The organism is Chitinophaga silvisoli, from assembly GCF_003412465.1.
GTDB lineage: Bacteria > Bacteroidota > Bacteroidia > Chitinophagales > Chitinophagaceae > Chitinophaga > Chitinophaga silvisoli.
Genome location: NZ_QTJV01000020.1, coordinates 1 through 23,425, shown reverse-complemented (window position 1 = coordinate 23,425; position 23,425 = coordinate 1). Strand labels below are relative to the sequence as shown.

14 protein-coding genes and 1 tRNA gene are annotated in these 23,425 nt (G+C 42.4%); 6 read left to right on the top strand and 9 right to left on the bottom strand.

Going from position 1 to position 23,425, the window contains the following annotated elements; translation table 11 throughout:
* The 7 genes from DXN04_RS32555 to DXN04_RS32525 all read right to left on the bottom strand — a co-directional run bounded on the left by DXN04_RS32555 (position 1) and on the right by DXN04_RS32525 (position 7,822).
* The gene (locus tag DXN04_RS32555) at positions 1–1,092 is read right to left on the bottom strand and encodes a heme-binding domain-containing protein (protein WP_199415191.1); all 1,092 of its coding nucleotides are present in this window, start codon (positions 1,090–1,092) and stop codon (positions 1–3) included.
* A 130-nt stretch (positions 1,093–1,222) separates the two neighbouring features.
* Entirely contained in the window at positions 1,223–2,215 is a 993-nt protein-coding gene (locus DXN04_RS32550; protein WP_116857612.1) for an alpha/beta fold hydrolase, read from the bottom strand.
* A gap of 37 nt (positions 2,216–2,252) precedes the next feature.
* Positions 2,253–2,693, bottom strand: coding sequence for a nuclear transport factor 2 family protein (locus tag DXN04_RS32545; protein WP_116857611.1), 441 nt, complete (start codon positions 2,691–2,693; stop codon positions 2,253–2,255).
* Between the two features lie 29 nt (positions 2,694–2,722).
* Positions 2,723–3,706 (bottom strand): VOC family protein, encoded by a 984-nt coding sequence (locus DXN04_RS34995; RefSeq protein ID WP_158569274.1) that lies wholly within the window; start codon positions 3,704–3,706, stop codon positions 2,723–2,725.
* A 21-nt stretch (positions 3,707–3,727) separates the two neighbouring features.
* Complete coding sequence (locus DXN04_RS32535; RefSeq protein WP_116857610.1) at positions 3,728–4,357, bottom strand: nitroreductase family protein; 630 nt, start codon at positions 4,355–4,357, stop codon at positions 3,728–3,730.
* Positions 4,358–4,475: 118 nt separating this feature from the next.
* On the bottom strand, positions 4,476–6,740 hold the full coding sequence (locus DXN04_RS32530) for a tetratricopeptide repeat-containing sensor histidine kinase (protein WP_116857609.1): 2,265 nt from the start codon (positions 6,738–6,740) through the stop codon (positions 4,476–4,478).
* Between the two features lie 131 nt (positions 6,741–6,871).
* Positions 6,872–7,822, bottom strand: coding sequence for a SphA family protein (locus DXN04_RS32525; protein ID WP_116857608.1), 951 nt, complete (start codon positions 7,820–7,822; stop codon positions 6,872–6,874).
* Positions 7,823–7,964: 142 nt separating this feature from the next.
* Here DXN04_RS32525 and DXN04_RS32520 point away from each other — a divergent pair, with 142 nt between their 5' ends.
* The 3 genes from DXN04_RS32520 to DXN04_RS32510 all read left to right on the top strand — a co-directional run bounded on the left by DXN04_RS32520 (position 7,965) and on the right by DXN04_RS32510 (position 10,835).
* The gene (locus tag DXN04_RS32520) at positions 7,965–8,321 is read left to right on the top strand and encodes a nuclear transport factor 2 family protein (protein ID WP_158569272.1); all 357 of its coding nucleotides are present in this window, start codon (positions 7,965–7,967) and stop codon (positions 8,319–8,321) included.
* Between the two features lie 98 nt (positions 8,322–8,419).
* The gene (locus tag DXN04_RS32515; protein WP_116857606.1) at positions 8,420–10,345 is read left to right on the top strand and encodes a sigma-54 dependent transcriptional regulator; all 1,926 of its coding nucleotides are present in this window, start codon (positions 8,420–8,422) and stop codon (positions 10,343–10,345) included.
* A 103-nt stretch (positions 10,346–10,448) separates the two neighbouring features.
* Positions 10,449–10,835 (top strand): VOC family protein, encoded by a 387-nt coding sequence (locus tag DXN04_RS32510; protein WP_116857605.1) that lies wholly within the window; start codon positions 10,449–10,451, stop codon positions 10,833–10,835.
* A 22-nt stretch (positions 10,836–10,857) separates the two neighbouring features.
* On the opposite strand, the gene DXN04_RS32505 is transcribed toward DXN04_RS32510, so the two are convergent.
* Entirely contained in the window at positions 10,858–11,496 is a 639-nt protein-coding gene (locus tag DXN04_RS32505; protein ID WP_116857604.1) for a Crp/Fnr family transcriptional regulator, read from the bottom strand.
* Positions 11,497–11,684: 188 nt separating this feature from the next.
* Positions 11,685–11,758: transfer RNA gene (locus tag DXN04_RS32500), tRNA-His, on the bottom strand.
* 522 nt (positions 11,759–12,280) lie between these two features.
* Between DXN04_RS32500 and DXN04_RS32495 the strand changes: the two genes are divergently transcribed.
* From DXN04_RS32495 to DXN04_RS32485, 3 genes are read left to right on the top strand one after another with little or no spacing between them, the layout of a single operon-like run.
* Complete coding sequence (locus DXN04_RS32495; protein ID WP_116857603.1) at positions 12,281–17,362, top strand: DUF5977 domain-containing protein; 5,082 nt, start codon at positions 12,281–12,283, stop codon at positions 17,360–17,362.
* Positions 17,363–17,366: 4 nt separating this feature from the next.
* Complete coding sequence (locus DXN04_RS32490) at positions 17,367–21,806, top strand: DUF6443 domain-containing protein (protein ID WP_147320134.1); 4,440 nt, start codon at positions 17,367–17,369, stop codon at positions 21,804–21,806.
* Entirely contained in the window at positions 21,803–22,420 is a 618-nt protein-coding gene (locus tag DXN04_RS32485; protein WP_116857601.1) for a hypothetical protein, read from the top strand. The genes DXN04_RS32490 and DXN04_RS32485 overlap by 4 nt, the downstream gene beginning before the upstream one ends.
* Positions 22,421–23,425 lie beyond the last annotated feature (1,005 nt).

Here is a 23,425-nt window from a genome sequence, read left to right as displayed (position 1 = left end):
TCACGGTACGGCTAGTGCCGGTTGTGCATCTGTAAATGTAGTAAAATTGACGGACACCGGTTTGCCTGGGATGTTTGCACCAAACCAGTGAGGGTCAGGGCGGATCTGCCGTAAGATCTGTGCATATGTATTGTCCGGGCGTTTAACGATGGCTGTGGTCAGTTGCCTGTTCCTGTCGTAATGAGTCGTGATCAGTTTGCCTGCAACCAAGGTATCAGGAATGGTGAATACATAATCCTTATCTTTCATCGGCTCATGGCAACTGATACATTCTTTTGAAAAGGTGGCTGTTTTGCCATAAGGTTTGAGATCATTGCCCCTCCACCGGGCCCATCCCCATCCTTTTGTGTCCGCATATTGCTGACTATTCCTGATCATGAATTCGACCTGCCAGAAAGCACCGGGATTAATGATGCCATTACTGTCAGTATCTTCTTTCCACGCCACCTTGGCAAAGATGGTTCCATCCGGCCAGGGATGTGTATGATTTGATTGAATGGCTTTTATAGCCACATCATTTCCATAAATGACACGCAGGGTGCCATTGTCAAAGCGATCGGTGGTATTTACAACCTGCCAGTCTGTATAGCCGGCAATGTAATTGATACCGTTCAATGCAGGTTGTACATTGGTGACGCTGGATAAAGCCATAGCAGGTGCTTTTGCAGGTGCCGCCTGTTGTGTCAGCAGGTAGTTCTTCAGCACCTGCAGGTCTTTGTCATCCAGCTTTGCACCTGAATGTATAGCGGTATAAGCGGATGGAGGCATTGCTCCCAATAAGACCTGGTTCACAGCCAGCCACAAGGCACTCTTTTGGTCGCCGGCGCTCAGGCTATCCCAGTTAGAAAAATTCAGGGCAGCGCGACCATCTTTTATATGGTTTGCCACCAGCCAGTAGGCAGGTACAACCTGGTCATACCAACGCAGGTTCGGGGTGTTGGAGTGGCAATCGTAACAGGCGCGCTCAATAATCTTTTTTACGTCAGCGGGTGCCTGCAGGTCTCCTGTAACAGGAGGGTGTGTGATGGTGGGGTGGAAAAACTGCAATCCGGCAAAGCAGATAGCAATTCCGTATATAAGCTTCCTTTTCATGAGAACAAAGATAAGTGGCAGGTGAAAGACAATCATCAACAAAGTGCCTGAATGTGGCATTTCGGATGCTGAATGTGGCAGCAAATCGAAAAGGCAGCTCCTTTTGATGGGGAGCTGCCTTTTTTAGCAGTTAATTATTTAGAAATTTTTCTATCTCCTTTACGGTTACTTCCGGCTGTTCCTCCGGTAAAAAGTGCCCGGAGTTCTCCACTTTTACAACGCTCACATTGGCTGCTTTTTTAGGCAAGGTATATTTCAGCCAGTCATATCCCGGACCTCCTATACCCAGTACCGGCATTTTTAGCACGGTATAGCGCTTATAGTCTTCTATATCCTGGGGAAAAGCCTGGTACCAGGCATTACCCGCATGAATAGCTTCCCTGGTGTTATAAGCCGCTGCATATACAGCCCTGTCAAGTGCAGAAAATGCATTGTCATCTTTCAACAGGTAGTGGAATACCGTCTTTTGGAAAACGGCTGCACGTCCTGCCACCAATTCTTCAGGAAGCCCATTGAGTTGATTGAATGCAAACCACCAAAGATAGGGACGGGCAGGATCAAGTTTATCTGTAGGCGTACCTGGAGCAGGCAGCATAGGAACGGCTGCAAATGTTTCGTCAGGATGAGGAACGTCGATAATTACCAGCTTTTCGACCAGGTCAGGATAATTGGCTGCCATGCTAAATGCTACCTGGGCACCAATATCATGACCGGCTACAAATACCTGCTGGTACCCCAGGGACTTCATTAAACCTGCTATATCCCCTGCTATGGTCTTTTTATCATATCCGGTGGCAGGCCTGTCTGAAGTGCCCATACCCCGGTAATCCACAGCGATAACGGTATACTGTTGCTGCAATGCGGGCATCATTTTATGAAATGACCACCACGTTTGTGGCCAGCCGGACAACAATACTAATACTTTGCCTGTACCACCGGTCACATAGTGTAAGCGGATACCATTTACAGTTGCATAAGCATTTCTAAAGCCGGGTAATTGTGTTATGAGTGATTCATCTGAAATGGATGAATGCTGTTTTTGCTGCGCCATAAGCTGAACCGGTGCAGCGAAGACGATCAAAAAGAAAATCCCAAAAGAAAGGTGTCTGATGTAATTGTTCATACTAATTTATTTGTGGAAGTCCGTCGCCCGGATTTGCCTATTTCAATTTTTCCAACAGGCCAATCTGTCCAAACAGGATAGTTGCTGCGGTATAACAATGGAAAAACTTAATCTTACCATTTTCCAGGTAAAAGAAGTCTGCACAGGGTGTATTGATGGTCTTACCCGTAGGCGGAATTGTACCCAGCGGAAGTTCCAAAGGTCCATTATGCGTGCCATTCAATGTTAGTTCTACCATGACCATATTCTCCTCGTCTTTTACATATACCCGGAGTAACTCGCGGTGCATATCAGGAAATGCTTTTGCATAAATATCAACAGTAAGTCCTATTTCTTCCCCGTAATATTTCTTTCCTGCAGAAACATCCCAGAAGTAACCATCAGGTGTAAACATGGAGGCAAATAATTTTGAATCCTGCACTTCTGCTGCCTGGTAGAGATTGCGGATGATCTGTTCGTTGGTCAGTTGTGTTGCCATCAGTAGTTAGATTTTTATTGTATGAAAGGTTATTTATTCACAGTATCCAGGAATGCATGCAGGGATTTAATTTTCCCCTGTTCTACATTGATAAGGTCCATTCCTTTTACAAGTGCGGGATGTGCCTTGTCTCCATAGTTCCAGAACAGCCGTACTTCATGATGATTGGCATCGATCTTAGCAAGTGAAAAGCGGAAACCGGGATGTGCTTTTTGCAGGTTAGCGATGAAGGTGTTCACACCTTCCAAACCTGTAGATACATAAGTGGGATCTACAAAAAGAACATCGGCAGTATAAAGGGTGCCTAAGCCTGCAAGGCGCGCAGCAGCATCAGTATTGTTCCAGATTGCCAGGTGTTTTGCTGCGAGTTCCGCCAGTTGCTTCCTGCTGAGTGTATCTGCTGCGGAGGGTTGTAAGGCTACCTGTTTGGGTGACCAGAGTTTAACGGCAGGATTTTTTTTCTCATATCCTTTACCGTTAGGATAAGTGACGAGCTCCATTTTACTGCCCCATGGTGTCAGGAAGTACACCCAGGTTTCTCCTTCCGTATCTCCTACCGGCATTGTAAACGGTTCCCCAAGGAAGGTCACGCCTTTTGATTTCAGGTAGGCGATACTGGCTTTTATATCTGCTGTGTAAAAGGCGATGTGTGTAGCGCCAATATCATCCCCGCCGGGCTGTGTTGCACTGCCCTTTCCATTGTCGTAGTAGAACAGTTCAATGTTGGCTCCATCCCCTGCCCTGGTCATCTTTATAGTGACCGGGCCGGTAGCCAGGTTCATATGATTGGCCTTTTTCCAGTTACTATCCAGGGGTACAGGGCCTATCTGTGTCACTACGTTAAAGTCCAGTACATCTGTAAAGAAATTAACCGCCTGCTGCAGATCGGGCACATTGATACCGAAATGGTCAACGCCCAATAGGTGCACCTTGTTCTGCGAACGGACATTGCTGGTCGAGAGCATTGTGAACAGCACAAAAGTTGCTGCTGTAAGAAATGTATTGTGTTTCATAAATTTATTATTTGAAATTGTTTACAGATAGGTGATCAGTTCTTCCATTGGCTTCCTCACTTTCTTCAGTGGCAGGTTCCAGTCATTGGCTTCGGACCTGTACCCTATTGCCATCAGCATAGAACTTCTAAGCCCTTTTTGCGGGAGCTGTAATAATTGATCCAATTGAGCGGCATCAAAACCCTCCATAGGTGTTGCATCTACTTGTTGCAATGCAGCAGCGGCTACGGCAAGTCCTAATCCAATATGTGCCTGTTTGGCGGCATGATGAAAATTTTGTTCCTGTGAGAAGCCGGCGAAATAATTGAGTGCAAATTGCCGTTGGCGTTCGGATACGGATGAAGCCTGTGCACGGACTGTATTCAGGTAATCGAATGCATGGTTAATCCGCTCCGGTGTATAATTGTCCCATGGAGCAAAAACGAGCAGGTGAGAACATTCCAGTACCGGTGCCTGGCTAAATGCGATGGGGTAGATCTTTTCTTTCAGAGCCTGTGATGTGATAACGAATACTTCATAAGGTTGAAGACCGATGCCTGAGGGTGCAAGCCTGATAGATTCCAGGATGGTGTTTATGACTTCGTCCGGAACCTGCTGACCCGTCATTCTCTTTGTTGCATAACGCCACTGTAGCGATTCGATGATGTTCATATGAACTGTGTTTGATAACACAAAGCTAAAACACAGTGGATGGCTGCCTGTTGACTTATGCTAAAAAATAGCATTGATAAATATCAACAGATCCGTCTTTATTAAAAGATAAAAGTCATTACACCAGTATACGACTTTGCTGGAAAGATAGTTTGATGTGCAGGCCGGCGCTGCTGTCGAATTCAACTTTGCCCCGCAGTTGTCGTACCAGGCCAATGATCAGGTTAAGACCAAAAGAGGTGGAAGTATCCGGATCGAAATCTGCCGGAAATCCCGGGCCATTGTCAGCGATAGATACTGCTACCTGTTCATCCTCACAACGCAGTGAGATGTGGATGTGCGGTTGTGCGGTTGATGGCAGTGCATATTTGATTGCATTGGTTACAGCTTCATTAATGATAAGACCAATGGGCACTGCCTGTGATACGTCCAGCTCAGTGAAATCCGGGTTTGTTTCCACTGTGATCATGTCGTGTATAGAAAAGCTATCCTGCAAATATTCCAGCAGTTCATTCAGGTAATAATGCATATTTACGCCGGAGAAGCTATCAGACTGGTACAGCTTCTGATGGATGATAGAAATAGCCTGCATACGGTTCCTGCTTTCCCGCAACGCCTGTCGTGCGGTTTCATTGTCCAGGTGGAGGGCCTGTGTATTCAACAGACTAATGACGATCTGCAGGTTGTTCTTTACCCGGTGGTGTACTTCTTTGAGTAGGCAGTCACGGTCCTCCAGCAGTTCTTTCAGGGTAATATTCTGTTGGTTGATTTCAAACTGTTGTTGTTTCAATTGCAGGTTAGCACGGCGCTTAATATTGTATGCCCAGCTGCTGATCATTAACAATAGCAGCAACAAGGCTCCTATGGCATAGGAATAATGCCGCCTGGTGGCTTCATGCTTTATTAATTCTTTTTGTACACTTGTTTCAGCGATGAGCAGGGAGATATGTTTTTCTTTAAGCTCCAGGTCACGGTCTTTTTGTTCTGTTTCATATTCTATTTTTAACTGTGCCAGCTGGCGGTCGCGCTTCACCATTTCCATAGAGTCTGACAGCGCCATAAATCGCTGGTAGTGCCTGATGGCGGCAATACAATTGCCACGTAAGGAGTCCAGCGTAAAACGATGTTTCTCTACAGACTTCTTGACGAGTACAGTATTGTCCAGTGCTGCCAGTGCCTCCATCTTGTGAAGATATTTTTCTGCCAATGTATAGTTTTTGATTTCGAGAAACATTTTGAAGGCTTTGCTGGCTACACCCTGGCGCATGGCCACGTCGATGACGGGGTTGTCGATCATTGCGTTTGCCTGTGGCAGGTAGGCCATCGCACGGGTATAGTCATGACTCATAGTATACAGGGCAAACTGGTGACGCCGCAGCAGCCATGTAAATGAGGGCCGGTTAGCCGGAATAAGTGTAAAACCTTTGTTGATGATACGCTGGGCTTTCCCAAAATCATGAATTTCATTGTAAGTGGCTGCCAGGTTGCAGGCGAACAATGCCATTGCTTCCTGGTCATGCAGGCGGGCGGCCACCTTGTAAGCCTTTTCCTCATAGATCGTGGCTTCTTTAAACTGTTCTACCTGGGCGTAGATACTCCCCATCCGGTTGTAAATGCCATACATAACGGCTGTCGTATCATGATCTTCTTCCGCCTGTTTCTGGGCGAGCAGTAAGTATTTCAGTGCTTCCCGGAAATTCTCCAGGTTGTGTTCTGCACTGCCTAACAGGCTGTAAAGATCCTGCAACTTTGTATAATGTAATGCCTGGTAGATGTCCAGAGATTGTTTTAAATAATGGCGTGCCCTGGCAAACTCCCAGTTTGCGATAAGTACATCGCCGTAATACTTCAGTGCATCGGCCAGCTTTAAACTGCGTTGTTCATGTTGTTTCAGCTGCTCAAGATAGAGGCTATAGTAATGCACCTTTAGCTGTGGTGCTTCGTAAATTCCTAACTGAATGGCTTTCTCCTGGTATGCAGCTGCCATGGCAGGCCAGGGTGCGGCGTTGGATGCAAATGCCAATGCTTTGTCAATGTATTCCCTGGCTTTGGAAGTATCTCCTTTTTCCCGGGCGATCTGTGCCAGCAGCGTAAGACTGCCAGCCTGCCCATCCGGGTAATGCTGTTTAGTACTTATAGCGAGTGCCTGGCTGGCATAGCCGGTGGCCCACCTGATGTCTTCCGGATCAATCCCTGGCTTGTTAATGTACAATGCTGCGAGTTGCTGCAATACATTAGTTCTGCCAGTATCAGTATGGCATTGTTGTAGTTGCCTGTTCAGCATGGCAACCGTGGGTGCCTGCTGTGCCTGTAAAAAATAGGAATTTAATAGCAAGAAAGAAATCAGCAATACTATTTTGCTGCTGGCATTTGGTTTCGTCATAAAGGTGAGGTAACTATTCACTTTTCAAATGGGCTGCTTATTATATAGTGTGACTATAATAAGAACGTTCACTGTTACTAATAAAAAACCCCGCCATAGTGGGCGGGGCAAACATTATAAGAAGATGCATCTTACTTACCAAGCGGAATTGCCACGCGCAGGGTAGGCCTCCATCCGGCAGGCCGGTTTCGTACTGCTGTCTCCAGAAATCCTTTTGCTTCAATCAATCCACCGCGAGGAAGGAAATAGGCCAGTCCCGGTCCATAGCCCAGCACACGCTCCCTGGTATTGGTAATACCGTATTGCGTAGCATAGTAATCACTATGACCATCGAAACGATCCTGGTTGAATTGCGCCAGCAAATAGGTGGCTACTTCTATCCTGAGTGAAGGAAGAATCGCATAATCTACAGAAAGATTGCCATTGTAGAAGCTGCCTGGTTGTGCTTTGGTGCCGATAATATGGGTATTATAATTGACCTGGTTACGTGCACTGATACTGAACTGCTGATTCAGCATCAACGTAAAGGTATGATAGAGCCCAAAGGAAAAAAGATGTGCAGAAGGATTAATAGCATAAGCAGTATTGTAAGCTCCCAGCGGCAGACTGACATCCAGTTCTGTGCGGTGAGAAAATGGTTTACCAAAAAGTCTTTTATCTGACCACTGCACTGCTGTACCCAAAATGGGATCTCCCCAGGCCCTGGGATTTGCCGAAGGTGCTGCTCCACCTGTATTGGAAGCGCTTACCTGGGCGACAGGAAGAATGACCGTAAAACCTATGTTACCACTGAGTACCCTGACTTTAGAAAGATAGATCAGCTGGTGCAGCGTGGCGACTGAATTTACTTTCAGCGAGGTAGCTGCCTTATTTCCATGCTGGTCATAAATAGCCCTGGTCTGGAAGACCTGCACATAGCTTTGGTACAAGAATCCGGGTTTGCCGGCAATGCCATCAAAGATATTGGCAAGTCCAAGATTGGTAGGCGGAAGCGTGGGATCTTGCGCAAAAATGTGACCAGGAATCACAAGCATGAAGGTAAAAAGAAACCCTATGGAGGTGAAGATGTTGAGTGCTTTCATACCACAAAGCTACCCTGCACTGTACGCCGCCCAAATGACAAATGCCAAAAAAAAGTCTTGACATTTATCAATGGAATTTTCTACCATTTGTCAATTGGCTTTTGTGATGCAATTAAAACCTTTGTACAGTAAAAAACATACTATGGAATTACAGGATCAAAACCTTATAGAAAAGCACTTCTCTATCTGGAGTGAAAGAGATGCTGCCAAAAGAGCTGCCCTCATAGCGGAGGTCTATGCAGAAGATGTGGAAATTATAGATCCGCATTTTGTAGCACATGGCCATAGCGAACTGCAGTACCTGATTACCAACCTGCAAGCCAAATTTCCCGAAAGGAAATTCAGACTGCGTCAACCCATTGAAGGGCATCACCAGGTAGCGCGCCTTTTCTGGCAGTATGGCACTGCTGATATGCCGGCCCAGGAAACCGGTGAAGATGTATTTGTGCTGGAAAACGGTAAGATCCGCCGCCTGCTGATTTTTATAGACGGAAGGTAGCTTTTTCAAAGTCATATATATTTTACAGGGAGAACTATCATAAGGAAAAATGGTATTTGATTTTCATTTAGAAAAATTCAATACCTGAAAAACAGGGTATGAAAGAGCATGTGTTAATTGTAGAAGATGAATATATACTGGCCAATGATCTGCGGCTTTTATTGGAACAGGCAGGTCATAAGGTCTGTGCAATTGCAGATACACTGGAAGATGCCAGGGAGGCTGTGTTAAAATATCGGCCATCCTGGGTGCTGCTGGACATCCTGCTACAGGACAATGCGATGGGTACTGATCTGGCAGGGTTCCTGACAGAGCAGGGTGTTGGTTTTATATACATTTCTGCCAGTACTGATCAGCATATCCTGGAAATAGCCAAACAAACCCAGCCAGACGGTTTTCTTGTAAAGCCGGTAAGGGAGAGAGACCTGCTGATGATGCTGGACATTGCCCGCAGCAAACATGTACAGCACCAGGAGCTGGCATCCCAAAGGAAGCTGTCGGTGCATCAACAATTACAACAACTTATAAGTGGCGATCTTCCACTGGAGCAAATGCTGGCACTGATGCCAGGTATTTTTCAATCACTGGTGCCCTTCGATTTTATGTGCTATGAATTCCTGTATCCCGGCACGCACCTGACGAAAAGCAAAAGTTTTGTAAGGACCGGCTTTCATGAATACCAGTTAATCGGCAAAGAGGAACTGGCTTCGATGATTGGGAAAGGAAGGTCGCTACGGCGGCAATCTATGTTGACATGCAAGGTAGCCGGTGATATTTATAACCACACTGCGTTCAGTCGCCTAACCGAAAATGAAGGGCTGGAACGTTTGCTACATCAGCGATTTGATATTAATTCCTGTTTGCATTTTTGTCTTTCACCGGGCAAGATCCATGTACAGCTTGCGCTGTATCATAAGCAAGCGGATATATACAAATCATCACACCTGTCACTGCTTGCAGACACACAAAAAGATCTGACGGCATTATTCAATAAGATCCAGGTAGCAGACAGCAGCTTTGCTACTACCAACAAAAAACAGGCAATGCCATCACAGCAAGTGGCACCGAAGCACCTGGAAGGCATGCTGGGTAAGAGTCCTGCCCTGTTACGGGTGCTTGACGATATAGAGACGGTGGCCAACACACCGGTATCTGTACTTATTCTCGGCGAGAGTGGTACCGGCAAAGAGCTGGTGGCCAGAAGTATTCACCAGCTGTCTTCAAGACGACATCATCCGTTTGTAGTGGTGAACTGTGCCACACTGCCGGCGGAGTTGATTGAATCGGAATTGTTCGGTCATGAGAAGGGTGCTTTTACAGGTGCTATTGATAAGCGAACAGGCAAATTTGAACTGGCTAATGGGGGCACACTTTTCCTGGATGAAATCGGTGAGATGCCGTTGCCCTTGCAGGCAAAGCTGTTGCGCGTGCTGCAGGAAAGAGAGCTGGAATATGTGGGCGGCAATAAGCTTGTGAAAGTGGATGTGCGTGTGCTTGCTGCGACCAACAAACACCTGGAAGAGGAAGTAGCAGAAGGTCGGTTTCGGCTGGACCTGTTCTTCCGCCTGAATATATACCCGGTGACCTTACCGCCGTTACGTGACAGAAAAGAGGATATACCTATTCTCAGCAAGGCATTCCTGGAACAGAGTGCTGCACGAATGGGACGCTTACCGGCACCTGCTTTGAGTACGGAAGCGCTTCGTACACTGCAGACTTACCAATGGCCGGGAAATATCCGGGAGCTGGAAAATTTGATAGAACGCATCGTGATCAGGTGCCGGAAACCGGTGATCAGTAAAGCAGATTTGCCTGAACTGAAAAATAAGATGCTGGCAGATGCCGGTGCAGATCAAACACTTTCGCATAAAGAGGCAGCACATATAATTGCTGTGCTCAGGAAATGTAATGGTAAAGTATCTGGCACCGGCGGTGCAGCGGAGATCCTGGGACTTCCTCCCAGCACGCTCACCTCGCGTATCAAAAAACTGGGTATTACAAAGGACCTGTATTTCAGGCATTGAGCAACAGAACAAGTTGCAGGTTCTTAACCATACTGAGTAGAGGTCAATTCTGAATTTATGATATGTCAATGCTTACCTGTTGTTACTATCGGAACTTTGATTCATGAAGCATTATTTAGGTATCAAAACAATTTTAATAAAAGTAAGTTGGAATACATTTGCTGGTTTGCCATTATTGTTTGAAAATTTGTTGCAGGCAAAAAAGCTCCTGGTTGACACAGGGCTTGTTGCCTACAAATTGCCGGATGGCGCTATAATTGAACTGTACGGACCAGGTGCCAGCTATCCACCTTATTTATTTTTACACGGGGATATTGTGATTGGTTACAGGGTTAGTAACCTGAAGGCTGCTATGGCACAACTCCTGGAAGAAGGTGCCAGTATATTAGGCAATGTGGTAAGTATTTCCCCGGATCATCATTTTTGTTTTTTATTGATCAATGATGTGCAGGTGATCGGTCTTTTTGAAATGGGTGTGGCGATCAGATAAGAGGTTATTTTCGAAATGGTGATTATCGTCCCTGCCAGTTTTTCCTGATGCGGCTCAGGGTTTCGGGTTTGATACCCAGGTAGCTGGCAAGGGTGTTCTGGGAGAAGCGGGTTGCATATTCAGGTTGATTTTTTAGCAGGTCGAGGTATCTTTCTTCGGCATTCATACTAAGGGCCATGTGCACCCGGCATTGGTTGAAGGCCAGCCGCGAATAGTATTCGTGCTCGAGGAACTGGCGGAATGCGGGGATAGCGATGGATAAAGTGGTGATTTGCTGGTGGGTGGCGGTTAATAATTCGGTATGTTCCAGTGCTTCGATATGATACCTGGATGGCTGCCTTGTACGGAAGCTTTCCAGGTCACCTAACCAGTGGTTTTCGGTGTTGAAATATAGGATGGTTTCCTGGCCTTTCTGGTTGACGGCATAGGTGCGTACGGCACCTTGAATAATAAAACCGAGCCGGCGGCATATGTCGCCTTCCTGTACAAAATACTGGCGTTTGCGGAGGGTGTGGGGCTGGAGGTTGTCTATGATCTGGTATTTTTCGTCTGGTGTGAGGTGGTGGTTTGTGGAGGTGGTGAGGGCCTGGAAAAAATGATGGGTGTCTTTATAAATGGTGTGGTGAGCATGCGGGAGGAAGAATAGTTTGGAAGTGTTCATTGGAATTGTTTGCCTGGAGTAGGGTGAATATGGTGCCTGTTTTGAATGAAATTCAGAATCAAGAGTTTAGGGGGTAATTGGTAGGGGATTTTGCGAAATGTCGGAAATTTTCGAAGGGAGGGATTGATGAACAGATTTATTTAAAAACAAAAAAGGACTCCTTTTTCAGGAAGTCCTTTTGTAAAGTGGGTGGATGATGGGGTTCGAACCCACGACCCCCAGAACCACAATCTGGTGCTCTAACCAACTGAGCTACAACCACCGTTTGAATGCACTGTTTCTAACCGTGCGGGGCGCAAAAGTAAGAATAATTTGAATATAAAAAACACTTTTGTAAATAAGTTTTTAAATATGGTGCTAAAGATCACTGTTACCGGTCGACCATATTTCATTCTTCTATTTACATTAAACCGATTCAACTCACTTGATGGCGCATTCCTTCTTCTCCCCTCTTCCACCACATAAGGAGCACTTGAACAATGATCTTTCGCACAGGTAATATATCCAACTTTCACCTTGTGATATTTGCCTTTACACACTAATCATTCATTTATAGCACAACAGTGTTATACCATTATCCTTTAACTAAATATACTTTTACCAACCAAACCCAACCTTTACCCGGGTACCATTTCACTTTCTGTATTGTCATGAAAATATAAAGCAATCGATTCGTAAACCATTGGTTCTGTGATGCCAATCTATCATCCTGACCCATTCCCTATAACAATACCAACATTAAATGAGAAAAGTATTTTTGTTCCTATGTCTATGTATCATTATTATGCTACAAACCGATGCACAGGACAACCCAATTGTTCCACTCCCTGCTGATCAGGCAGAATTATTCAAATACACCAGTACACCCGTAAGTCTGTACACCGGTGTACCACAGATTGCCTACCCGATTTATGAAATTAACACCGGAAAGATCAAGGTGCCTATTGCTCTCAGCTACCACGCTTCCGGTATAAAAGTCGGACAAAAGGCAACCTGGGTAGGCCTTGGCTGGAACTGTATGCCTGGTGGAAGCATTTCAAGAAGTATTCGTGGTATTGAAGATGAGACAACCGAAAGAGGTTGGTTCAACCATTTTCATAACATTGATACCATTGAGAAAATGAGTGACTATACTTCTATGGCAGCCTTAAAAGAGGGTACGTCATTTGATCTGCAACCTGATTTTTTCAATTTAAGCATTCCGGGTAAGTCCTGTCGTTTTTTTTACTCAAGGAGGGACAAGAAATTTGTAACAGCCCCCTATCAGGCGATCAGGATTCAACGCAACAGTAGTAATAACTACCAGGTTACTGATGACGATGGTACCCGTTATTTCTTTGAACAAAAACTATATTCATTCAATGATAATCAGGGAACAAAACAGCATATTGTAGGCTGGAACCTGACAAGTATCATATCTAACGATGCGAAGGATACTGTGACCTTTACATATGCAACCGGCACTTCGGCCGAGAGATCACCAGACGAAGTACATTCTTATTCCAGATCCTACCATATGAATACTTCTGATGCCGATGAAGCCAATTGGATGCCGGACGATCCGGTAAAGTCATATTCTTATTCATATAGTTATACACCAAAATTATCTGAAATTACCTTTCGCCAGGGAAAAGTGAAATTCTTTGCCAATACTGTCCGGATAGATTATGGAAATAATGCACTGGACAGTGTAGTAGTATATAGTAAGGACAATGATACTTACCAGCGTGTAAAGAAAGTAACCCTGGCATATGATTACTTCTTCACGGGTAATAGCTACCCATCATTTGGAGATTATAGATTAAAACTGCTTTCTTTTACAAAAGAAGACGTGGCAGGGCAGCAACCAGAACGTTATAGCTTTGAATATGATAGTACAAAACTGCCCAATATTTCTTCTGACGGAGTAGATTGGTGGGGGTATTATAATGGTAAGGCCAGTCAAGGTACCTTACTGCCTGCAGCGCTTCCTGAGGTGGAAAATTTACAACCTTATGGTAACCTCGGGATGGCAGACAGAAATCCTTCTGAAACCGCAATTTTGGCGGGAACGCTTAATAAAGTCATTTACCCTACAGGAGGTTATACAAAATATAACTTTGGGATCTCAAAATTTTATGATGTTACAACTTATTCAGCCACTACTAACCTGGTAAATGTAACATTCGCAGGAAAGAGTGCAAGTCAACAAATTATAAAGGACACTAGTATAAACTTTCAGGTAAGACCACCCAACAATACTGAAAAGAATTATGCAATAGATATCAATATTACATTATCCAGGCACTCTCCAAACTCGAAAACCAATGCTCAACTGGTGTACTTATATGATGTCACTACCAGTACTGCTCAACCGATATTAAACTGGCCAGCTCAGGCAGATGAATATGATACAAGCGCCAAATCATATACGGCCTCATATTTATGTGATACAAGCCATACCTATCAGCTATATCTATATATCAATGACTATAGTACTACCAGTATAATGGCGAATATAAGTATGTCGGTTCTTAACCAACGTGGAACCAGTTCAATAGGTGGAGGTATCAGGATTGAATCTATTGAATCTTACAACAACGATAATACGCTTCAGAAAAGAGACGTATATAAATATGGCGCTTCAGAAAATGACGGCGGCTATTTAATTACTGCTTCGGATGAAATTAAGAACAAAAATTATATTGGTGTCATTACACAAAGAAACAGATTTCGGGGAACAGGAGAATGTATTGCAGTTGAAGGATACAGGTACACTTTTATAGGGCAGTCATATTATCCCACGGTCAACTTTCAGGGAGCAAATGTTGTGTATAATTATGTAACCAGGTACGAATACAATAATAATAAGCCCAATGGTAAAACAATGTATCAATATATATTACCAACGGATTATACTGTTATTGGAAACCCGGGAACTTTCGCAGGTAAAGAAAGGATTGACAACTCTTTAGCAGATGATCTGCTCGCAAATGAAAAAATATTCAGGTTCAACGCCGCTGATAGTACTTTTGACCTGATTAAATGGACTTATAATTCTTATGGTATTAATAATCTTTCTGTTGATACAGGCATTCTTATGTATGACAAAATATATTACATAGACTTATGTGGTAACGAGTCTGGTATTTATAGTTTTGGATACAACTATATTCCCATAAAAAGCGGAGGTCGTAACCTGGCATCTACCACTGTTCGTGAGTATGATGACAATGGAACCATATTTGAAAACAAAGTTGATTACACCTATAACGATAAGAACTATCCAAAAACTGTTACTAAACTCAATAGCAAGTCCGATACTATAGTAACTAAGATATATTATCCCGGAGAACATTCTTCCAGCGATGGCAATGCTTCCGTTCTCAATAGTATGGTATACAGGAACATGATCCGTCAACCTTACTGGCAGGGGAATTATACCAATGGCAACTTACTGAGTTATAAACATACCCTGTTTGGCAACAGCTGGGGAACTAACGATAGCCTGATAGCGCCCAAAATAGATAGCAGCTGGCAATTAGGTAACGATAACAGTCTGCCGGCCAACACCATTGCATACCAAAGTTATGGACCTTATGGGAACATACGCCAGATCAGGGACGATAGGGGTATAACGTCTGCTTATACCTGGACCGCTGATGGTACTTACCCGGTTTCCCAGACTGCCGGTGCAGCCCTTAATCAGGTATTGTATGATGGTTTTGAATACATTAATACCTGGACAGGTATTACGCGCGATGCCGCTATTTTTCATACCGGTAAATATGCGGGGCTGATTAATGGCGCAAATACGTATATCAATCCAAACTGGCTATATGTATCTCTATTAGATGCCACTACATTCCGTTTCTCAGGATGGATCTATAGTAATGGGCCTTCCACCACGATTAATTTATTGTCAAAAAGTAGTGCTACCAGTACTGGTTATACTAATATGGCGAATATTTCCAGTTCTGAAACCGGTAAATGGGTATACATTGAAAAAGAATACACTGTTCCTGCAGGTACTCCATATATTACAATCAGTCTGACTAATAATGGCAGTGGGAAAGTATGGTTCGATGATATCAAATTACGCCCATCAGCATCCCAGATGAGCACTTATACCTTCGATCCGCTTATTGGTATGACCAGCAAGTCCGATGAAGGGAATCATACACTTTACTATGAATTTGATGGCCTGAACAGATTGAAATTGATTCGCAATAAGGATAGGAATATCCTAAAAATGTATTGTTACAACTATGCTGGTGAAATTGATCAGTGTGATGGTGCAGTGTATTATAATGATTACCAAAGCAAGAACTTTACAAAGACCTGTTCATCCGGAAGTACTTCTGTGGTTACCTATGCTGTAGAAGCGGGCAGGTATGCTTCCCGAATAAGTGTAGCTGATGCAAATGCAAAAGCACTGGCTGACATTACGGCGAATGGACAGAGTTATGCCAATAAAATGGGTGATTGCAGTTACTATATCAGTGAACAGCTGGTAGATACTTTTTATTCATCTAAATGTACCAATGGTGGAATATCCAGTCCTATTGAATATAGGCTGGCCGGAGGGACGGATACTTCTTATATAAGCCAGGATGATGCCAATGCAAAAGCGCTGGCAAAGTTTCAGTCATTAGGGCAGGCTTATGCAGATTTGAAAGGATATTGTGTTTATTATAATACAGCACAAAGCGGTAGATTCCAAAAAACTAACTGTACGGATTCCAGGTCAGAAGGTTCATGGATAACTGCTACGATCCCGGCTAACTCCTACTCTTCTTTAGTTAGTCTGGATAGTGCCAATGCAATAGCAAAGGCTGCTTTAAAGGATAGCGGAACCGCTCAGGCAAACAGATCAGGAATATGCTACTATTTCAGTGATCAACAACAGGTGACCAAAGCTAGAGCGTGTGATTCCGGCTACGTGGGTACAAATGTAACTTATGTTGTAGCGGCAAGACACGATTCTACCATGATCAGCAAAGATACCGCGAACGCAATGGCGCTGCGATATGCTAATGCCAATGCACAAAGCTATGCTAATACAAATGGAACTTGCCAGACTTGTAATCTCTTATTCTCCAAAAAATCAGGATCAGGAAATCTGAATCCATTTAGTATTACAGTTACCAATTCAACTACGGGTATTGTCGTTTATCAGAAAAACTTCAGTCCACTAACAGATGAGGTTCTGAAAGCATGTGCAGTGATACCGACAGGTGCTACTTATACGGTAACTATAGCATCGACTTCCCAGGTATATGTCACTATCAATAACACGACCAAGACAATTACAGCCAATGGTAGTCAAACATGGACAGCGGTTTCACCTACTATCAATGTAGTTTTATCTACTGTAGCACCTACAGTGTATAGCAGTGCTGCCAGCTCTGGGTCTTATACAAAAACCAACTGTGCAGGCGATTCTACGGGTGTAGGATATATTTACACTTTAGCCGCAGGTTTATACACCTCCACTATCTCCCAGGCTGATGCCAACGCCCAGGCACAGGCTTATGCTAATCAACAGGGACCGATTGCTGCTAACCAGTATGGTTACTGCATACCATCCGGGAAAAATTTTGGGGTTGTGGTGAAACGTGGTGCTACAGATCCTGGAACATTAAGCATTGTAGCCACTAACAATTCGACCAGTGCAAAAGCAGTTGCTACCACCGCGAAGACTGTATGGCCTTATTACACAACGGTGGCGACCGGTGTTACTTACACTATCACCATGCAAATGATAACCGGAACGGGATCTTGTACCGCTAGTATTAATGGCGTTGAAAAGACTTTTACAGCCAGTACAGTAGCTACTTTTACCGGCATTTCACCTACCACATTCATCCTTGTCTGGAAAAACTAAATCAATGCGACAATCAAAATTTATATATTTATTATATAGCTTCCTGCTGGGAACAATTGTTCCCGGCATGGCGCAGGTACCGGTAAGTACTTCACGTACTGCTGCAATACCAGTAGCACGACCAGTTGCTTTAAAAACATTAAAGGCGAGTTCTGTACGTGTATGGATACCGAGTATGATTACGACAGATCCAAACGCGATCTTTGATACCAGTAGGTCAACAAGTGACGTGAAACTGACTACGCAGTACCTGGATGGATTGGGTAGACCAATGCAGACTGTTGTAAGAAGAATTAGTCCGAAAGGGAATGACCTTGTGACCTCCACCGTTTATGATTCACTAGGGAGGGAGCAATATACATATCTGCCTTATGTACAACAGCAGGACAGCGCAAATAATGGTAAAATTAAATCAGATCCGTTTGCTGCACAGGCATCTTTTTACCAGGATATTGATTTAAACCCGGGTATTGCGGATGAACATGTTTATTATAGTCAGACGGAGTATGAAGCGTCCCCTTTAAATAGAGTACTCAAAACATGGGCACCTGGTGACAGCTGGGCTAAAAATGGAGGAAATCATCCATTAGAGATGCGATACCGTTATAATACCCTTGCAGATTCCGTCCGAATATGGAAAATTTCGATTAGCAGCGTCACCTGTTCCGGTAATACGGTTTATGGAACAGGTTCAGCGCTAATCCCTATAACTTCAGATATTTATGCAGCTGGGCAGTTAATAAAAAATATCGTCGTTAACGAAGCTGGTCACCAAACCATTGAATATAAAGACAAAAATGGTCATGTTATCCTTAGAAAAATACAGTTGACAGACAATCCTGCTACCGCTCATGTTGGATGGCTAAGCACTTATTATATTTATGACGACATGAATAATCTCCGTTTCGTCATTCCTCCACTGGCAGTTGAAAACATTATGCCTACCTGGACGATCTCTCAAACTGTGGCTGATGAGCTCTGCTATCAATATCGGTTTGATGGACGTGGTCGTATGATCTCAAAAAAAATTCCCGGCGCCGGTCTTATATATATGGCTTATGACAGTCGAAACAGGCTCGTCTTCACACAAGATTCCATGCAAAGGCAAAAATCCACTCCTGAGTGGCTTACAACATTTTACGACGGTATGAATCGTGCTTACGAAACTGCCATCTATACAACAACTTCTACCAGAGATAACTTGCAATGTAGTATCACCACTAATTTAGATGACACTTCTGTCATCAATGTATCTTCTTTACCGGCAGACCTGGTAGTGACTACTTATAACAGTATAAACAACCCATATCGGGCGACCAACTCCATTACATTAGATCAGGAATTTACTACACCTGACAATGCTGAAGTTGACGCTTATCTAGTCAATGCTGGTGGTATTACTAATGCTGTAGCGAGCAATCCGGTTCCGGCGATCTCTTTATCAGCTCTTACCCCACTGACCTATACATACTATGATAATTACAATTATAATGGCGTACTTAGCTTTGTAAACAGCAATCTATTAAAACTACAACCTGGTGATAATCCTTATAGTCAGGCCGTTACATCCTATAATTCAAATACCCATACCCTCCATACAGGAAGTAAAATCAGGGTGATCGGTACTGATAAGTGGTTGATGACAACCACTTATTATGATGATGAAGGGCGTGCAATCCAGGTACTTTCCGATAATGATTTCGGCGGTAAGGATATTCAAAGTTCCTTGTATAACTTTAATGGTGTCATATTAAGTACCTATCTAAGTCATACAAATCCTTTGAGCAAGGCCACTCCTCAAACCACGCTGCTAAGTATGATGAAGTACGATTATGCAGGCCATCTGATCAATACAGTTAAGAGACTGAACGACAGTACAAAATTAGATAATACATTATTCGTCAATACTTACAATGAACTTGGTCAACTCCAACGAAAAAGATTAGGTGTAACAGGAACTGAAAAGCAATTGGATTCACTTTCATACAGTTATAATATTCGCGGATGGTTACAGGGTATTAATAAAGCATTTGTCAATTCTACAAGTACAGGCAACTGGTTTGGGGAAGAAATAAATTTTGATAATGGCTTTGACGTAAACCAGTACGATGGTAATATCGCAGGTACTAAATGGAAATCCCGTTCAAATGGTATTCCGCGTGCCTATGGATATACCTATGACCCTATTAATCGCCTTACAAAAGCCCAATTTAATGAGCAAAAAACAGTAGGTGCTGCCTGGGCTGTGGACAAAACAGATTATACTGTTAACAATATCACCTATGATGCAAACGGGAATATCAGTACATTAAAAGAGCAGGGCCTTATAGGTACATCCAGCAGTACAATTGATGAATTAACGTATTCCTACCAGAGTAATAGTAACAAACTATTGGCTGTCAAAGATAATTATAACACTTCCGCTGCCAAATTGGGAGATTTTAACAATGGAGGTGACAGCACGAAAAATGATTATGCCTATGATGGGAATGGGAATCTGATTCAGGATTTGAATAAAGGAATAAGTTCTATAACTTATAATTATTTGAACTTACCGGAGCAGATTACCTTTACGAACAAAGGAACTATTACATATCAATATAATGCTACGGGAATCAAAATGAAGAAAACGGTGATTGATATTTCTGTTACACCTGTTGATACTACGGTTTCTGATTATGATGGAATAGTGGTGTACAAACAGGATACATTACAATACCTTTCTCATGAGGAGGGACGTATTCGGCCGATATATGATTCTGGGAAAGCTGTAAAATATGCATGGGATTATTTTGAGAAAGACCATTTAGGGAATACCCGTATTGTACTAGGTATGCAAACTGATACCAGCGTTTATGCGGCAACCATGGAGAGTGGGAAAAGTGCCTATGAAAATGCGATATTCGCAAATATTGAAAACACCCGTGATAGTATTCCGGTGGGTTATCCGGCAGATCCTACAACTAATCCCAATGCGTTTGTTGCAAAACTCAATGCGGTAAGTGGTCAAAAGGTAGGCCCTTCTATTGTTTTGCGGGTGATGGCAGGTGATACCATCCAACTTGGAGTAAAAGCCTTTTATAAAAGCATTGGTACCAATACTTCAAGTACGAATAGTGCAGGTATTATTTCGGCGTTGGTACAGGCACTTAGTGGTTCTACTATTTCTGATGGGGCACATGGGGTAGTAAATGCCAGTTCTTCTTTAAATGCCTCATTTTCTCCGGCTAATTATGATGAGCTAAAAAGCAAAGATGCGGATGAGAATTTATCCGATAAACCTAAAGCCTATCTGAATTATGTGCTTTTTGATGATATGTTTAATATGGTGGATGAGAATAGCGGGGTGAAACAGGTACAAGGTAGTCCGGATGAATTACAGATATTATCAGTAGATAAATTCTCTATTAAAAAAACTGGGTTTCTGTATATTTACCTGAGTAATGAAAGTGGAGAGAACGTTTATTTTGATAATTTATTGGTTGTGCATAATGGTGGGCCATTATTGGAGGAGTCGCATTATTATCCTTACGGATTGACGATGGCAGGGATTAGTTCGAATGCGTTGAAGGGTGGGAACTATTTGGAGAATAGGTTGAAGTTTAATGGTAAAGAACTTCAGTCAAAGGAGTTTAGAGATGGGGGTGGATTAGAGTGGTATGATTATGGAGCTAGGATGTATGACAACCAGATAGGAAGGTGGCATGTGGTTGATCCAAAAGCTGAAGAAATGAGACGAATGTCTCCGTTTAATTATGGGTTTAATAATCCTGTTAAGTTTATTGATCCTGATGGTATGAGTCCTAATGATATTGTGGTTCAAGGTACCCAAGAGTTTCAGCAAAGAGTGCTTAATGATTTACAGAAAACAACAGGAGCCAATCTCTCCATGGATATCAATGGTCACATAAGTATGACGATTGGATATGAAAAACATTATACCAAATCGGAATCTTATAATTTGATATCTTATCTTATTAGTTCTGACCGTACAACTACCATTACAGAGACAAGTGAGATAGGAGGAAATGAGACCGTTAATACTATCCGTGGGGCAGGTATAGACGGAATATCTTCTTTGGATGGAGGAACTGGTAAGGGAACAGATGCGACAGTCAGGTATAATCCTGATGATCCAGGAGATAGGATCAAGGATGAAACGGGATCATATGGGCGTCCCCCCTATATAGGATTAATGCATGAGTTACTTCATGCTGAACGAATTTCTAAAGGTTTGGTAGACACAAGGGATATGAACGGAATAGTTGATCCGGATAACCCTACAAATATCTCAATACCAAAAGAAGAATTAAGTGTAAGACCTAAGGAATCCATGATTAGAAAAGAGAATGGGGTACCTCCAAGGGCACAGCCGTACATCGATATAACAAGTAAACGTAAACCAGTAGATATGAAAAAAATTCCTAAACTGCAATCTTTATGAGATGGATATTCACCTTATTAATTAGCACGGCCCTTTATGGACAATCATCATCCTTAGATGAGATAAACATTAAATGGAACAAAAGAACCTTGTCTGATATGGCTGCTCAATTAAAATCTGAAATAGATGATCCTAAATTATATTATCGGGATTCAATAAATTATTTAAACTATCTGGAAATGTTATCAGTCGATAGCATTGACGAAATTTCAGATCGTTTCACATTTTTGAAGAATGTATCATTATCCTATCCTAATTTTTTTAATGATTATTACGTTATTGAATTAACGAAATTAGGAGAATTGCTACGAACATATAAGTTTATCGTAGAAGTAAATGAAAATCATACAGTGAATGTTTATGGATTTTTAAGGATTGCTGGTGATTGGAAATCTGTAGGTATAAGTAAAGGAATTAAATTAGAATTACGGGAGTTAAATGAAATAATTGTTGATAATAAGGGGCTTAATATAGAAAAGATTATTGTTAGTCATTTTAAGGTCGATAACGTGCTCTTATCAAAGTATTTTGGTCCTTTCACATTACCAGGTGGTAACTTTATTTCTAAGGTTCTATCCATGTATCTTTCGTCTTACGAGAGATACTATAATTGATCAGGTACTTATTTTATATTGAAAATGTAGATCGTCTATGCCTCATTGAAAAGAAAAAGAAAAATATTATATCAAAATTATTACTTGAAGAGGGCTGTTTCAACACTAAGAATAGAAACAGCCCTCTTCTGATAATTTCTGATACCATTGTTCATCCAAAAATTTTTTGTTGAGCTACAGATAAGTAGGTGCATGGGTTAGATCCGCTATCAGAAAAAATGAGAAGGTACTTTCCATATCATTATACATTTGATAATACATTAACATTCAATATTGTCCTGGTAAAAACTAAGTTTAAAAATAAAAATGTGGCAATTAAGCCCAAGTGGCTTATATTTTAGGCTTACCACACCTAATACATAAACCTGGATAAGGATAAAAAATTTCTCGGACACCCGGTCTGGTCAAAATATCAGAAGTAATACCTAACGGGTAAATACAATCTGCTATTCGAAAACACGACGCAAACGTATACGTAATTTTTACATTTCACAAATGTACCAATCGAAGACTTCAACAGACAAAAACTATTTATAAAGGACAACATTGCGAAACCGGAATTAGTCAAATGTTGTCAAATGTAAAAAGATTCAAGCTATACCACACCACAATGCAGAAGATGATGCTAATATAAGAGTTAAAGCAAACTCAAATCCATGGCCAAAGTACTCCGTATACAACTAATCAACAATTCATAAGTTTCAATGGGCAAACAATAAAATAATCAATGAAAACAACAATCATTATATCACCAAGATGGGCAATTCTTGAAAGAGAATATATTAACATTACTCTTCAAAAGATAATTTAAACAATAACAATGAGTAAAATAAATGGAAGATGGCCAGCATAACTTTGGTACCAAAAATTAAAACAAAAACCAAAAAGTAGGGCGTAAACTTGCCGAATTGATCAATAAAGTAAAAGCGGATCAAGTTGAATTCTTGGGGGATTTGTTCGTTAAGCATAGATTTTAGATAACCTGAACAGAAAGAATTCTACATC